The sequence below is a fragment of the Spirulina sp. 06S082 genome, from assembly GCF_034932145.1.
Taxonomy (GTDB): Bacteria; Cyanobacteriota; Cyanobacteriia; order Cyanobacteriales; family Spirulinaceae; genus CCY15215.
Genome location: NZ_JAYGHV010000301.1, coordinates 1 through 14997, shown reverse-complemented (window position 1 = coordinate 14997; position 14997 = coordinate 1). Strand labels below are relative to the sequence as shown.

Genomic DNA, 14997 nt, shown 5'->3' with positions numbered 1-14997 from the left:
TCTCAAGGTGTTCTCAATTACCTCGATTTGCTTTTCGTTCGGGATTAATTTATACTCGTAAGTTAGTGTTAACATTTTGACCTCCTGAATCGGATTCTAGCAACCTTTACAAAGAATGTCAATCTATGTGTACGGACGTTAAATTTAACGTCCCTACTTTGGTCGGTTTTGTTTGTTGGCAAAAAGACGAGCGACCCCGGTGAATCGAATTTCACCAAGCGGTCGAGGGATGACGAATCGCATTCGCCATATCCAATCGACCAAGAGAGGGAACGCGCTCGTCATCTCACCGCTAACCCTAATGCGCGTAGCGCAGGCTTCGCCAACGGGTCTAGCGGGAGTCCTCTTTTTGAATTTTGTAGATAGATGCACGTAAGCAATCCATGAGTAGTTGCAGCTAGGGGCTATTGTCTATGCTAAAATCGAGTCTCCTTATGCCATTCCTCTTGACATCACTAGATAAGGCATTAGTCTAATCTTGTTACCGAGTCTTTCATTGCTGCATTACATGAAACGCACTGCTTCTAACAATCGCTTTATATTAATTTTCACGATTCTTCTTATCATTCTTCTGGTGGGTGGTTCTTTATTGCCATTGGTTGGTAATGTATTTCAAGGCGATCGCACTGCCAGAAGAACCACCGCAACCCCCACCCCACAACTATCTCCAGTTCAACAGGAAAATCTTGAAGATAAAGCCAGAGGATATGAGTTAGTCTTGCAACGAGAGCCAGAAAATGCCACGGCTTTACAAGGATTAATTGAAGTGCGCTTGGAACAGGGGAAACTTGACCTTGCTCTCCCTGCCCTCGAACGCTTGGCAGAATCTCACCCCCAACAGCCTGATTATACGATCTTGCTGGCACAGGCGAAGGAATATTTAGGAGATGCTGAGGGCGCTTTTCAAGCCTACGATCGCATTCTTGGATTCAATCCTGGCTATATTAAAGCCCTCCAGGGTATGGTTGCCCTACAACTCCAGAAGAACCGTCCCGAACGGGCGATCGGGCTACTCCAAACGACCCTACAAACGGCTGCCCAAGCTAATGCCGTAACGCCAGATAGTATTGATGTTGCTTCAGTACAAATGTTGTTGGGACGAGTTTACGAACACCAGGAACGCTATACCGAGGCGATCGCCGTTTATGACAAAATTATCGAGACCAATGATGGTGATTTTCGTCCAGTTTGGGCAAAAGCAGAAATTTTCAAACAACAGGGTGAAATCGACAAAGCCAAACCTCTCTACACTCGTGCTGTCACTCTAGCCCCTCCCAAATACAAAGACCAAATCAAACAACTCAGCGAACAAATTGATGAAGAATAGGGAAGGGGAAAGAGGCAATAGGGAACAGGCTTCTTAATAAACAACTATCAACTATCAACTATCAACTATCAACTATCAACTATAAAATGGGCGATACTCAAACGCGTAAAGCAGATCACCTGCGAATTTGTTTAGAAGAAGATGTACAGTTTCGTAAGAATACCAATGGTTTCGATCGCTATCGTTTTCTACATCATTGTTTGCCCGAGTTAGACTATAATGAAATTGATTTAAGCACGACTTTTTTGGGTAAAACTCTGGGTTCCCCTTTCCTTATTTCCTCTATGACAGGGGGGACAGAACAAGCGAAAATCATTAACTATCGCCTCGCCGAAGCCGCCCAAACCTATAAACTGGCTATGGGAGTCGGTTCTCAGCGTATTGCCGTGGAAAAGCCGGAAGTTACCGATACTTTTGCCGTGCGAAATATCGCCCCCGATATTCCCCTTTTTGCCAATCTCGGAGCCGTCCAACTTAACTATACCTACGGTATCGATGAATGTCTGCGAGCCGTGGATATTTTAGAGGCAGATGCTTTGATTTTTCACCTCAACCCCCTACAAGAGTGCATTCAAACTAACGGCGATAAAAACTTTAAAGGATTACTTGACAAAATCGAGAAAATATGCAGCAAAATTCCCGTTCCTGTCATCGCTAAAGAAGTTGGAAACGGCATTTCGCCGCAAATGGCACAATATTTAGTTAATGCCGGAATTAGCGCCATTGACGTGGCTGGAGCCGGTGGGACCTCTTGGGCTAAAGTAGAAAGCGAACGGGCTAATAATGCCATGCAGAGGCAATTGGGGCAAACATTTGCTGATTGGGGAATTCCCACCGCAGAATGTTTAGTGGGAATCCGCAATCTTTACCCTAAATTACCCGCGATCGCCTCGGGAGGATTGCGAAATGGACTCGACGGGGCCAAGGCGATCGCCCTCGGTGCAGATTTGGTGGGTTTGGCTTTTCCCTTCCTCCAAGCTGCTTCCGACTCTCCCGAAGCGATCGATAATCTCGTACAATTATTGCAAGCGGAACTAAAAACCGTCCTTTTTTGTACGGGAAATGGAACAATTGCAGAACTCAAGCAGTCGAATACCCTTCAGAATGATAATAAATGATAATAAGTGATGAGTGATGAATAAACGGGAAAAGATTAGTTCTCCAAAATACATCACCCAAACCCTTACATCGCTTGACTTTCTTGCTCTCGATTGACATAAGCCCACCAAAACCGAGCAAGGTCTTCGGATTGTTTGCGGGCATTCTCACAAACCTGATACATTCGACGAGGCCGACCCCGACCTTCGACCTTTTGCCAATAGCCAGCAATGGTTTGTTCTTGTTCAAGAAACTTGAGGGCACCATAGAGAACCGTATCGGATAAACGGTAGGTTGGTTGCATTTGTTTTAGTTTCTCGATTAATTCCGTGCCGTAGGATTCCCCATTCAATAAAACCGACAGAATGTAACAAACTGCCAATTCTTTATTGAGATAATTCGGTGGGGGATCGTTAAAAAACTGATAAATATCTTCAAATTTCATGTGTTTAACCCGTCAAGTTTCCCAGTTAACAATATGCCAATAAACCTGATGCCAATAAACTTGGTTCAAACCAACTTGTTTTTCACAACAAGGCTTTATTGGTTAACTATGGATGCACCCCAGCAGATCGGTAAATATTCTTGGTGAATGCTTGTGCATAATGCGATCGCATTATCTTGACACTCTGCCCAGTATACTGCTCGGTAAAATTGCTTGCTCGACATCGCCGATTTCATCACGCCTAATGCAAAAGATTGAATCAGTGGGATGAAATTGCAGATTAAACCAAGTTTTAGCTTTCGTTACCGATCCATTGTATAGCGATCTTCTGGCTGTTTCTCTGGAGTTCGGGAGGAATTTTCTCCGCCGAAATACTGAAAACGATTTGGGACCGCACAACCCATAGCTAGGGGATTGGCTTAAAGGCAAGCAAATCCTTTACAGTCAAGGGTTTAAGGGAATTAAAAAGACTGTCTCTAATTGAGAAATTAGACTTATTTGATTCCGTTAAATGCCTTATGCCATTATCTAGCGTAACAGCATTTTTATCTTGGAGGAGCAAAAATTCCCAAGCCACCCCGAATGATACAAAAGTTTCCCTCTACAGCACCCTAAAATCGCAATCGGGAAATCTTGCACCCCAGACGAGAGACTCCCGATAAAAGTTTCTTGAGAAGAAATTCATATCGCAGTCGCGCAACCTCGACTCTAATGCCTAATAATAGAAGATGCAAAGTTCTGAGGCGATCGCGGTAAATAAAGTTAATGAGTGAAAAAAACCGGGGGGATCTAACATCTCCCATCCCTCAAAAAGTCCGACAAGTCTCCACCGACCTAAAATGGGCAGGTCGGATTGGATTTTGGCTGCAATTGGTTTTGGGGGTAATTTCTACTGTCACCGTCCTTTTTGCCAGTTCTAGTTTTATCGGTGACACCAATACGGCCAATACCCAAGGCACAGAATTGGGAGTATTTTGTGCAGTATTGGGTCTAATTGCTTTGGGAATTAGTATTTATTATTCCTTTCGCTATATGGCGATCGCGCAAATGCTGCAAAATCCCAATACTTCCCAACGTCCCAACCGGGCAGATACAGTCAAGGTGATTCGGGCTGGGTTAGTGGTAAATTTAATCGGAATGTTGCTAACGATTATTGGGGCGGAAGCTAATGTAGGATTAGTTTTAGCGAAGTCTCTCGCTAATCCCCCAGGGGCGATCGCCAATGTCGATCCACAAAAATTAGTCAACTCGATCGATCTTCTCGTTATCCAGGCAAATGCGAATACGATCGCCGCTCACTTTTCCGGAATTGTCTCCTCCCTGCTACTCTTAAATCGCATTACTAAATGATGAGGGAATAGGGAACAGGCAAGAGGCAAGAGGCAAGAGGGAATAGGCAACAGGGAACAGGCAAGAGGCAACAGGAGAGCATTTAATCTTTATTTTATATCCTTTGAAAACGTGCTAGATATCAAACAAATTCGGGAAAATTCGGAATTCGTGCGCGATCGCCTCGATCGCCGGGGTGGAGACTACGATCTGTCTCCTATCCTCGAATTGGACAAGCAACAGCGAGAATTACAAACAACTCGCAGTCAATTACAGGCACGTGGTAACGAAATTGGTAAGGCGATCGGGCAGAAGATGAGAAGGGGAGGGAATCCCAAAACTGAAGAGATCAAAACTTTAAAAGAAGAAGGCAATCAAGTCAAGGCTCAATTAGCAGAATTAGAACCTCAAGAAAAAGAACTAATTGTTAAAATTAACGAACTGCTTCTACAACTGCCTAATTTGCCCGCAGATACAACTCCCATCGGCCAAAATGAAACAGAAAATATCGAGATTTATAGATGGGGAGATGAGTATTTAAGAGGAGGAGAAGAGGAGAATATTTTACCTCATTGGGAAATTGGCGAAAAATTGGGCATTCTTGACTTTAAACGTGCTGTTAAAATTGCTCAAAGTCGCTTTGTGAATTTAATCGGTAAAGGTGCCGCTTTAGAACGTGCTTTAATTAACTTTATGTTGGATAAGCAAACAGAAGCGGGTTATGTCGAAGTGATGCCTCCTGTTCTGATTAACACGCAAAGTTTAACGGGAACCGGACAACTCCCAAAATTTGCGGAGGAAAGTTTTCATTGTGCTGAGGATGACCTTTGGTTGACTCCTACCGCAGAAGTTCCCCTGACTAATTTATATCGCGATGAAATTATTGATGCAGCCGCACTTCCCATTTATCATTGTGCTTATACTCCCTGTTTTCGTCGAGAAGCAGGTAGTTATGGTAAAGATACTCGCGGACTCATTCGCTTGCACCAGTTTAATAAGGTAGAAATGGTAAAATTAGTATCTCCCGATACTTCAATGGAGGAATTGGAAGCAATGCTGAAAAATGCCACAGCAATTTTAGAAGCACTTAAACTTCCTTATCGTATTATTGAACTGTGTACGGGAGATTTGGGTTTCAGTGCCGCAAAATGTTATGACATTGAGGTGTGGTTGCCTTCTGCGGGTAAATACCGGGAAATTTCTAGTTGTTCTAACTGTTGGGATTTTCAGGGCAGACGCGCTAATATTCGCTTTAAGGAAAAGGGGAAAAAAGGCACGAATTATGTTCATACTCTGAATGGATCGGGACTGGCGATCGGGCGTACAATGTCCGCTATTCTAGAAAATTATCAACAATCCGATGGAACGGTTAAAATCCCTGAAGTTCTACAATCTTATTTGAAGTTTACAGTAATAGAAAAATAATCAAGCAATGATTAAAAAGTAACAAGTAAAAAGTAACAATTATGAGTTTTATCGATCCAAAAACTGATTTTGCCTTTAAAAGAATTTTTGGTTCTCCCAAAAGCAAAGATATTTTATTGAGTTTTTTAAATGCCCTACTTTATGAGGGTAATTCTGCAATCGAATCCGTAGAGATTGTCGATTTTAATGGGCGATCGCTGGTGGCAGAGGAAAATCACCCCGTGACCTTAAAAGCTCTGCTTAATGGAGAACATAAATGTATTTTCGATCTACAATTTTTGAACTTAAAAACCTTGGGTCATCGGGTTTTATATCATGCTGCCAAGAGTTATTCACAACAGTTATTTGATAAGAAAGAACGCACGCCAGAGATTAAACCTTTAATGTCGATTCATTTCACTGATTTTATTATGTTTGAGGATAGAGATTCTCCGATTTCTAGATTTACTTTTAAAGAAATTGAAACTGATTTTAGCTATCCTAACGGTGAGTTGGGATTGTTTTTTGTGGAACTGCCTAAATTTCAGAAAGAATTGCTAGAATTAGAAACAATTGGCGATCGCTGGATTTATTTTCTCAAAAATGCGAGTATTTTGGAAACAATTCCCGAAGAGTTAGTTGTTGTATCGGAAATTAAACAGGCTTTTGAACTTGCTGATGTGGACTCCCTAACCCGCGAAGAATTTGCCCTTGTCCAACAGCAGTTACTGGCGATCGCCGATCGCCAAAATGCGATCGCTTTAGGGAAAAATGAAGGGATTGAGGAAGGAGTTGAACAAGGTCGTCAACAGGGGATTGAAGAAGGGATTCAACGAGGTAAAGAAGAGGGGATTCAAGAGGGGATTCAGCGAGGTAAAGAAGAGGGGATTCAAGAGGGGATTCAGCAGGGACGACAACAGGGGGTTAAACAGGGAAGACAAGAAGGAATTCAATTTGGTAAATTAACGATTATTCTGCGTTTGTTAAACCGTCGTTTTAAATTGGATGCGGCTACCCAAGAAACAATTAAATCTCTCTCTAACGAACAATTAGACAGACTGGCCGAGTCTGCTTGGGATTTTATTACCGACTCTGAATTAGAGGAATGGTTGGAAAAACAAGCCGAGGGAGAATAAAAATAAAATTGGGTAAAATTTGAGCAACAATTTGAGATAATTTCCCGTCATTGGGTTATTGAGAAGGGACGAGTTTCTCTTTTCTTCTCAGAAAAATGTTCCCATTCTACAATCCTATAATCCCGATCGCAAAATGAATTTAAGTATCATCAACAAAACCAAAATATTGAGTTCAATTGCCAACTTAAACCAATTCAACTCGATCCGTCTTGCGAAAGATGCGTTAAGGGTGACAATGTTGGCTGCGATCGCAATGGTCGCTGGTGAATTTGTTAATCCTAATGCTGCTTTTTCGCAATTTTCGCCCCCCATTTTTGAAAGTCCAGTAATCTCCCCATTCACCTCTCCAAACACCTCTAATACAACCATTATTCGCGGAATTAGTGGAGGGGAAATTGCAGCGAGAAATGTGGCCAATCTCGTTGATAGTCCAACGGGTCCTTGTGTGGGTTTTGTCGATCGCGAACCGGATCACGTTGTTACGCTAACGGGTTTCTTTAACTTTCTGAATATACAGGTACAAAGTTCGGCCGATACAACTATAGTTATTAAAGGTCCCGGTGGAACTTGGTGCAATGACGATTATCAAAATAAAAATCCAGGTATAGCCGGACAATGGTTAGAAGGTGCTTATCAAATTTGGGTCGGATCTTATGAGAAAAATCAATATCATCCCTACACAATGCAGATTACACGGGGAAATTAAAGATTGAGTTGGCGATCGCACTCCTCAGTATTGAGGTTTTTAAAAACTTGTTAGATTGCTTCTATTGTGCCTTAAATATTTGACAAGTCTAAACCAATAATAATCGGATCGTGGTCTGAAGAACGAAACGGATCTGCATCATAAAGACTCTGGGTTTGTCCGAGGGATTTATATTCCTCATTGTAATCGAGAATGCGAGGTTCATCTGCATTGATATGCCATTCGGTAACTCCTGTAACGCGATCGACTAAACTCGAACTGGCTAAAGCATGATCTAATGTTCCTGCTTGACCGTCGAAAACGTAAGAATAATAAGCTGAATTCCCATTGAAGCGATCGAGAAGATTTGTATAACCTGCATTTTTAATGGCCGCGATCGGGTCTTCTAAAGCATAAGCATTGAGGTCTCCAATAATCAAGAAATCAGGGTCATTACTACCGGTTGGATCTGTTGCTAACCATGTTGTTAAATCTTTAGCTGCATTAGTTCGTGTCGCATTCCAACTCCCTTGACCATCTCCTAAATTACCATCTAAACCTGTTCCTTGGCCGCTTTTGGATTTAAAATGATTCACAACAATTGTCACCTCTTCTCCTGTGAGAGAATCAGTAAAAGTTTGAGCCAGAGGTTGGCGGTTATAATGAGTAAATGCTCCAGTGCTAATTGTAGCAGCATTTCCCGATTCTCTGACCGTATCGCGATAAATCAAACCTACAGCAATTTCATCACCCCCCAGTTGAGACAAACCGGGATCGACGAAAGAATAAGTATTTTCAGATTGCGCGATATTCAACCCCTTCACTAAATCTTGAATCGCACTATTGTTTCCATATCCATCATTTTCTAACTCCATCAAACCAATAATATCTGCATCTAAATCGGCGATCGCTGCAATAATTTTATCTCGTTGGCGATCGAACTCGGATAAACTATCTGCACCACGAGAGGTTGGAAAGCCACTTCCTTGACCATCACCATTAAAATAATTGAGGACATTAAAACTGGCTACTTTTAAAGTACCCCCAACATCAGCAGGGGAAATAGTGCGAGAATTAGCAGCAACAAAATTAGGATCAATGGTTGGTTGGATGCGATATTCTCCAAAAGAATAATCAATCACTCCCGTAAGTCCAGAAACCGTGTCTCCTGTCCGTAAAGTATCTGAGGCCGTCAGTCCGGCGATCGCCTCGGGATTGACTGTTATGCTGCCATCATCGAGAATAATTTGTCTGAGGTCATTTTGCGCTTTTAAGGCATTGGCTGCAATACCAGGATCGGCAATTTGAGTTGGTTGAAAAAGGCGATCGTCTGCCAGGGTAACTGTACCATATTGACCCAAATTGTAGTTGGCGATCGCCGTCAGCGTTTGGTCAAACTTTACCGACATTCCTTCATATTGTTCCCAAGTCGCGATACTAGCAACAGGTAAAGAAATCGAGGTGGGAATAATGTTACCAAAACCAACAATATTAAGGTCAGTAACGGAAGTAATTTCTGTTAATCCCTTATATTCAATGACTGTCCCCGAAACTTCCACTAAATCCCCGATCGCCACATCTATCCCCTCGGGTGCATACACAAATATGCCGTCAGATGTTGCTGTATTTCCATCCCCGTTAATATCTTGAATAAAAAAGCCCTCAAGTTGCTGACTTCCTTGGAAGTCTCCCACAACAATTCCTTGAGTAGTCACCGTTTGACCTTCGTAAAGACTGGTCATTCCGGATCCTTGAATTTCATAAATCGCCGTTAGATCGGGATTTAAACTTGTCGTAAAACTTTTTGTAAAACTTTGGTTTGTATTAACTTTATTGTAAGTGCTGGCCGCCGCAGCAGCCCAAGTAAAATCCTCGTAAGCACTTCCATTTCCGGTTAGTTGTAAAGAGTAACCTATCGGGGTAAATTTATTCGATTCGCTGACTCCAATATCGGTACTGGTTAACCCATCAGCAGTTCCACCTAAAGCCGTTAAACTGCCCTCATAACTGAGAAATTGGACAACATGACCCGTATTATCAATTAAAGCAATCCCGTCAGAAAAACCGTTTTGAATGCGAGGTTTAGCAAAAAACTTTGTTCCAAAGCCGTTATCTTGGTTGTTCAAAATACCCGATAAATTGAAAGTCGCATATAATTTTCCCCCTTTATTACCGTTATAAAATTCTAATTTCCAACCTGCCAGGTCTGTCCCTGCAAGTCCAGCAATTTCTATTCCTTCATTTTTATCGTAGCTAATATTGTCGTAATGAATTTCGTTTATAAAGGGGGAAGCGATCCTCGTATCGACAGCAGGATTAGAACTCTCAATTTGCTCGATACTGATACTATTATTAGTTATACTGAAAGAGTCAAAACTATCGGGTAAGATTTGACGAGTGTTATTACTTCCCAACCAGTTAGAAGGATCGGCGATCGCGGCCAAAAGTTCGTTTTTTGTTCCCGAAGTTGTCCCCCGATAAACAGCATTATCAACCTCATTGAAGGCGATCGCGTTTATACCTTCTGTTAATCCTGTCGGTAAAGCAGAAGTGTGAGAATTAGTGGCATCGGATTGCCAGTCACTCCCCTCACTATTAATAGCATAAAGAAAATTAGGATTTGTCTCGATACCTTGGTAAGCAATCAGTTGATCCCCCTCAGTTGCAAAGCGGAGATTAGTCGAGGTAACAGAAACAATCGTCCCTGCGGCTTTATCTGTATCAGCCGTCCACGAATCTATCCCTTCATAATCGCGGAAAGAACCATCATTTCTCCAGCCTTTATCCGTAAAATTTATTTTCGTCCCCACGCTAACATCAGTGAGAAGAACAAAAGCAAACGTATCGGGATTATCAAAATTAAAGCCGAGAATTGCAAGATCGCCAGCAGCCAGAGTAGTTGCAACCATAATACCCTCCTGAGTGTGAATGATTTTGCGATCGCTCGCAAAATATCTGCTCCTTTACCAAGCCTAATATTTAAACTATCTCAATTTGACTCTTTCGACAATACCATATCCTGTAGCGCAATGGCATTTGAACTTTGAGAGGGCGATCGCCTTTCATCTCGAAATTATTCAGTATATTTGAACTAATAAAAAATCTTGCTAAAAACCTCCCGATCTACCAATCCCGAAGAGAAGAAAGTAATGGTAGATGCACCCCGATGGCGAATCCCTGGCTTAATTTAATGCGAGTCAGGGATTTTTTTTTATGATGCGATCGCCTCAAAAGACTTCACTTCCAAAACCGGACCGATCATCGCCAAAGTCATCACATCATCACGAATTTCCCCGTTTATTTTCACCTTAATTCCATTTTGACAGAGTGCTGAGGGTGCGTCCTTCAATTCGTAAGTTTCCCCCGACTCCGCAACCAAAGCCCAAGTACCAACCCCAATCTCTTGACGCTCAATTGTACCCACGATCTCCATACTTGCTAATCCTCATTAACTTTTTTTAATTTTACCTCATTCTCTGTTGTCCTTTAAAGCCTGTTTAGATGCCGCAACAGCCAAGCGATCGACTTGATTATTTAACGGATCGCTTGCGTGTCCCTTCACCCAAATCCATTCAACCTGATGCACTTGAGAGAGATGGTCTATTTCTGCCCATAAATCCTGATTGGCTTTGCGCTTCCAGTTTCGTGTCATAGTATTAACAATTAATTGACTATCCGTATGTAAACGAACCAAACAGGGATATTTTAATGCTTTTAAGGCTTCAATAACCGCCGTCATTTCCATGCGATTACTGGTTGTGGTTTCCGACTCCGAACCGGATAATTCCTTATAGTGTTCGCCATATTTTAAAACGACTCCCCATCCTCCCACACCAGGATTTCCCGAACAAGCCCCATCTGTATAAATAATGACTTCTTTTCGTAATGAATCCGAAGATTTGACAGGCATTAAATTTGACATAATATTTTAATGAATAGAACTTTTTGCGCTGATTTTTTTCGATTTATCTGTTGCTGGTTCAAGTTGCTGGTTCAAGAAGTAAGGAAATAATAAATTCTGTTCCTTTCCCCACTTCTGAATGACAAGAGATATTTCCTCCATGTTTTTCTTCAATAATTTGTTTGCTTAAAGATAATCCTAAACCCGTTCCTTTGCCTACCTCTTTTGTGGTAAATAAATAATCAAAAATCTGTTCTCTAATTTGTTCTGGTATACCCGTTCCATTATCGCAAATCCGAATTCTAACAAATTGACCCATTTCTGGCTCAGAATAATCTACAATTTCCGTGGCGATCGCAATTTGCTTTTTTTCCTGGTTTTTATCTGCCTCTAAAGCATCAATTGCATTGACCAAAATATTCATAAAAACTTGATTAAGTTGTCCTGGATAACATTTTATCAAGGGAATGTCGCCATATTCTTTGACGATCTGAATATTGTTAGATTCTTTATCTCTTTTCAGACGGTGTTTTAAAATCGTTAACGTACTCTCAATTCCTTTGTGGATATCAAAATCAATCTTTGTTTTACTATCCTGTCGAGAAAAAATCCGTAAAGAGTCGCTAATTTGATAAAGTCTTTCTACGCCCCGATTTAGAGAAGCAAACAGTTTGGGGAAATCCTCTAATAAATAATCAATATCGATTTCTTCGGCATGATCTTGAATAGCGGTACTGGGATTTTTTAACTCATTTTGATATAATTGTAAATGCTGTTGTAGCTGCTGTAAATATTCTTGTCCATGCTCTAAATTACCGTGCAGAAAACCAAGAGGATTATTAATTTCATGAGCAATTCCTGATACCAACTGACCCAGTACAGACATCTTTTCCGATTGTACTAATTGAAGTTGCGTCTGTTGCAATTCTGCAACTTTGACATTGAGAAGTTGATTGAGATGTTCGAGATTATTGTTAACTTGTTGGAGTTGTTCATTTTTTTCGATGAGTGCTTGACTTTGTAGGGAGTTAACTTCTTGTAATTTCTTTTGAAATCTATACAGTTGAATGTGAGTAGATACGCGCACTAAAACTTCGTTAAACTCGAAAGGTTTGGTAATATAATCTACTCCCCCTACTTCAAAACTTCTAATGCGACTGAGGGATTCATTTAAGGCACTAATAAAAATAACGGGAATTTCACTACTTATGGGATCGTTTTTGAGATTCTGACACACTTCATAGCCATCCATTCCAGGCATATTAATATCCAACAAAATAAGATCGGGCGGATTTGCTTTTGTTGTCGAAATGGCCAATTTTCCCGTAGAGACAGGACGAACCTTATAGCCACTTTTTTTTAACAAATTTGTTAATAATCTTAAATTATTAGGGTTATCATCAACAATGACGATATTGCCCTTATAGATTTGGGTTGTCGCTCGATCCATTGGGAGTTAAATTGAGTTTGGGCTAGATAATGAAATGATATTTTTTCAGTTATGGCAAAATCATCCTCAAAGTTTTTGCGCGATCGCGTCACTTATTCCCCTGGATAAAGAATATTTTTATCTCACGAAAAAAATCTTTCTTTAGGTTAAATTAAAATAGAATTATAACTCTATTCTATTAGATCGCGATATAAGTGTATCCTGGGAGAGTATAGAGAGTACGAGGTCGAAGAGTCAGAGAAATTACGGAAACGAGAGGCAGACCAGAAAACAAACAATTTTTTGCTTTTAGTTTTTATATTTTTTATCTTTTTATCATTTTCCCTTTAATGGGGAACGCCTCAGCAGTATGATAACGAAGGAAAACAATTTCGTTAACCCAAATTAAACGCAAGCCGTCATGCAAACCTTAGACCGTCCCAAAGTCTCTGCATCTTCCGCTTTGACAGATACCGCCATTCACCGACGCAAAACTCGCCCAGTTCCGGTGGGAAATATCATCATCGGTGGCGGCCATCCTGTAGTTGTTCAGTCTATGATCAACGAAGATACTCTCGATATTGACGGGTCTGTGGCAGCTATTCGTCGTTTGCATGAAATTGGTTGCGAAATTGTTCGCGTTACTGTTCCTAGTATGGCTCATGCGAAGGCCTTAGCAGAAATTAAAGAAAAACTGATCGCAACTTATCAACCCGTCCCCCTCGTGGCTGATGTTCACCATAATGGCATGAAAATTGCCCTCGAAGTGGCCAAGCACGTTGATAAGGTCAGGATTAATCCAGGATTATATGTTTTTGAAAAACCGAAAACCGATCGCGAAGAATATACTGCATCAGAATTTGCTGATATTGGCGATCGCATTCGGGAAACCCTCGAACCGTTAGTCATTACCCTGCGGGATCAAAACAAGGCGATGCGGATTGGTGTAAATCACGGTTCTCTCGCTGAAAGAATGCTTTTCACCTACGGCGATACTCCAGAAGGGATGGTAGAATCCGCCCTCGAGTTTATTCGCATTTGCGAATCTCTCAACTATTATAATCTGGTGATTTCCCTGAAAGCCTCCCGAGTCCCCGTGATGTTGGCGGCTTATCGTCTGATGGTCAAACGCATGGACGAGTTAGGAATGGATTATCCCCTGCATTTGGGAGTAACGGAAGCGGGAGATGGAGAGTACGGGCGCATTAAGTCTACGGCGGGAATTGGAACGCTTTTAGCAGAAGGTATTGGCGACACGATCCGCGTTTCTCTAACCGAAGCCCCAGAAAAAGAAATTCCAGTTTGTTACAGTATTTTGCAAGCCTTGGGACTGCGAAAAACAATGGTTGAATATGTGGCCTGTCCCTCTTGCGGACGCACGTTATTTAACCTAGAAAACGTTTTAGATAAAGTCCGCGAAGCCACCAAACATCTGACAGGTTTAGATATTGCGGTAATGGGCTGCATTGTCAATGGACCGGGAGAGATGGCTGATGCTGACTATGGCTATGTTGGCAAACAAGCGGGTTTTATTGCCCTTTATCGCGGTCGAGAGGAAATTAAGCGCGTTCCCGAAAATAAGGGTGTAGAAGAACTCATTAATTTGATTAAATCCGATGGGCGTTGGGTAGAACCAGAGGAATATTGACCCTCCCCGCTCTAAAGAGACGGGGATTCGGAAGCAGCCCAGTAATGGACTCTTACAGGCGTGGTCAAAACGCCGCTACTAACTTCTTTAAGACATAATCCTAAAGTTGCCGCTACTTTTCGTAAAATATTCGCTGCTCCGTTGCAGTCAGCATTGACGAACAAACCATTCTGAGTATAATACAATCCCCGCTTAACTCGCTTTCCTGATGGCTTCCAGCTTTCGGGTTTTGCACCGAATGTCGGCAAGAAATCATCATCTAAAAACGATGCTTTCGAGGTGTAACTTTCCTCAGTTTCAACAAATTCAATCCCGTACAGTTCGCATAATTGCTTGATGCGTTCTTTGAGTTTGGCTGTAGGAATTTGAACAAATTTTTGATTGTTCTTTTTACCGATATTGATACCGTTCTTTTGTCCTTTATTCCAACCAAAAACAATGCGACCGATGCTTTTTTCTAAGCAATGGTTAATAACCAATCTCGCTGCTTTATTAACCGCATCTCTCATCTGACGGTTACGCTTTTCAGTGATGCGAGATAGTCTTTTAGACCAGAATCCTTGAGGTTTATTCTCCTTAATCGTCGCAATCTGTT

General features: G+C 41.5%; 13 protein-coding genes. 7 read left to right on the top strand and 6 right to left on the bottom strand.

Features of this window, described 5'->3' with window-relative positions; genetic code table 11:
- The first annotated feature begins 508 nt into the window (after positions 1–508).
- Together VB714_RS19145 and fni are read left to right on the top strand one after the other, a co-directional pair.
- A complete protein-coding gene (locus tag VB714_RS19145) occupies positions 509–1327 on the top strand; it encodes a tetratricopeptide repeat protein (protein ID WP_323226268.1) in 819 nt (272 codons plus the stop codon).
- Positions 1328–1413: 86 nt separating this feature from the next.
- Positions 1414–2445, top strand: a complete 1032-nt coding sequence (gene fni, locus VB714_RS19140) for a type 2 isopentenyl-diphosphate Delta-isomerase (RefSeq protein ID WP_323226267.1) — start codon at positions 1414–1416, stop codon at positions 2443–2445.
- 65 nt (positions 2446–2510) lie between these two features.
- On the opposite strand, the gene VB714_RS19135 is transcribed toward fni, so the two are convergent.
- The gene (locus VB714_RS19135) at positions 2511–2870 is read right to left on the bottom strand and encodes a PadR family transcriptional regulator (RefSeq protein WP_323226265.1); all 360 of its coding nucleotides are present in this window, start codon (positions 2868–2870) and stop codon (positions 2511–2513) included.
- Between the two features lie 765 nt (positions 2871–3635).
- Between VB714_RS19135 and VB714_RS19130 the strand changes: the two genes are divergently transcribed.
- From VB714_RS19130 to VB714_RS19115, 4 genes are all read left to right on the top strand, one after another.
- Positions 3636–4220 carry a DUF3611 family protein gene (locus VB714_RS19130; protein WP_323226264.1) on the top strand — a complete coding sequence of 195 codons (585 nt, stop codon included), beginning with the start codon at positions 3636–3638 and terminating at the stop codon, positions 4218–4220.
- Between the two features lie 111 nt (positions 4221–4331).
- Entirely contained in the window at positions 4332–5624 is a 1293-nt protein-coding gene (serS, locus tag VB714_RS19125) for a serine--tRNA ligase (RefSeq protein ID WP_323226262.1), read from the top strand.
- 41 nt (positions 5625–5665) lie between these two features.
- Entirely contained in the window at positions 5666–6739 is a 1074-nt protein-coding gene (locus tag VB714_RS19120; RefSeq protein WP_323226261.1) for an Rpn family recombination-promoting nuclease/putative transposase, read from the top strand.
- A gap of 58 nt (positions 6740–6797) precedes the next feature.
- A complete protein-coding gene (locus VB714_RS19115) occupies positions 6798–7445 on the top strand; it encodes a hypothetical protein (protein WP_323226259.1) in 648 nt (215 codons plus the stop codon).
- A gap of 71 nt (positions 7446–7516) precedes the next feature.
- Here the strand turns inward: VB714_RS19115 and VB714_RS19110 are convergent, their stop codons facing one another.
- The 4 genes from VB714_RS19110 to VB714_RS19095 all read right to left on the bottom strand — a co-directional run bounded on the left by VB714_RS19110 (position 7517) and on the right by VB714_RS19095 (position 12775).
- Positions 7517–10333: an ExeM/NucH family extracellular endonuclease gene (locus VB714_RS19110; RefSeq protein ID WP_323226257.1), complete on the bottom strand. Its 2817-nt coding sequence runs from the start codon at positions 10331–10333 to the stop codon at positions 7517–7519.
- A 302-nt stretch (positions 10334–10635) separates the two neighbouring features.
- Positions 10636–10857, bottom strand: coding sequence for a hypothetical protein (locus VB714_RS19105; RefSeq protein ID WP_323226256.1), 222 nt, complete (start codon positions 10855–10857; stop codon positions 10636–10638).
- A gap of 36 nt (positions 10858–10893) precedes the next feature.
- The gene (locus VB714_RS19100) at positions 10894–11346 is read right to left on the bottom strand and encodes a ribonuclease HI (protein ID WP_323226254.1); all 453 of its coding nucleotides are present in this window, start codon (positions 11344–11346) and stop codon (positions 10894–10896) included.
- A 58-nt stretch (positions 11347–11404) separates the two neighbouring features.
- Positions 11405–12775: a response regulator gene (locus tag VB714_RS19095; protein WP_323226252.1), complete on the bottom strand. Its 1371-nt coding sequence runs from the start codon at positions 12773–12775 to the stop codon at positions 11405–11407.
- 400 nt (positions 12776–13175) lie between these two features.
- Between VB714_RS19095 and ispG the strand changes: the two genes are divergently transcribed.
- The gene (gene ispG / locus VB714_RS19090; protein WP_323226251.1) at positions 13176–14402 is read left to right on the top strand and encodes a (E)-4-hydroxy-3-methylbut-2-enyl-diphosphate synthase; all 1227 of its coding nucleotides are present in this window, start codon (positions 13176–13178) and stop codon (positions 14400–14402) included.
- Between the two features lie 11 nt (positions 14403–14413).
- Here the strand turns inward: ispG and VB714_RS19085 are convergent.
- The coding region (locus VB714_RS19085; protein WP_323226249.1) for a transposase at positions 14414–14997 on the bottom strand (584 nt) is incomplete at its 5' end.

Coding starts and splice junctions, on each gene's coding strand:
- VB714_RS19100 (WP_323226254.1), bottom strand. CDS start 11,346: ATGTCAAATTTAATGCCTGTCAAATCTTCGGATTCATTACGAAAAGAA.
- VB714_RS19135 (WP_323226265.1), bottom strand. CDS start 2,870: ATGAAATTTGAAGATATTTATCAGTTTTTTAACGATCCCCCACCGAAT.
- VB714_RS19110 (WP_323226257.1), bottom strand. CDS start 10,333: ATGGTTGCAACTACTCTGGCTGCTGGCGATCTTGCAATTCTCGGCTTT.
- VB714_RS19145 (WP_323226268.1), top strand. CDS start 509: ATGAAACGCACTGCTTCTAACAATCGCTTTATATTAATTTTCACGATT.
- fni (WP_323226267.1), top strand. CDS start 1,414: ATGGGCGATACTCAAACGCGTAAAGCAGATCACCTGCGAATTTGTTTA.
- ispG (WP_323226251.1), top strand. CDS start 13,176: ATGCAAACCTTAGACCGTCCCAAAGTCTCTGCATCTTCCGCTTTGACA.
- VB714_RS19130 (WP_323226264.1), top strand. CDS start 3,636: ATGAGTGAAAAAAACCGGGGGGATCTAACATCTCCCATCCCTCAAAAA.
- VB714_RS19120 (WP_323226261.1), top strand. CDS start 5,666: ATGAGTTTTATCGATCCAAAAACTGATTTTGCCTTTAAAAGAATTTTT.
- VB714_RS19095 (WP_323226252.1), bottom strand. CDS start 12,775: ATGGATCGAGCGACAACCCAAATCTATAAGGGCAATATCGTCATTGTT.
- VB714_RS19105 (WP_323226256.1), bottom strand. CDS start 10,857: ATGGAGATCGTGGGTACAATTGAGCGTCAAGAGATTGGGGTTGGTACT.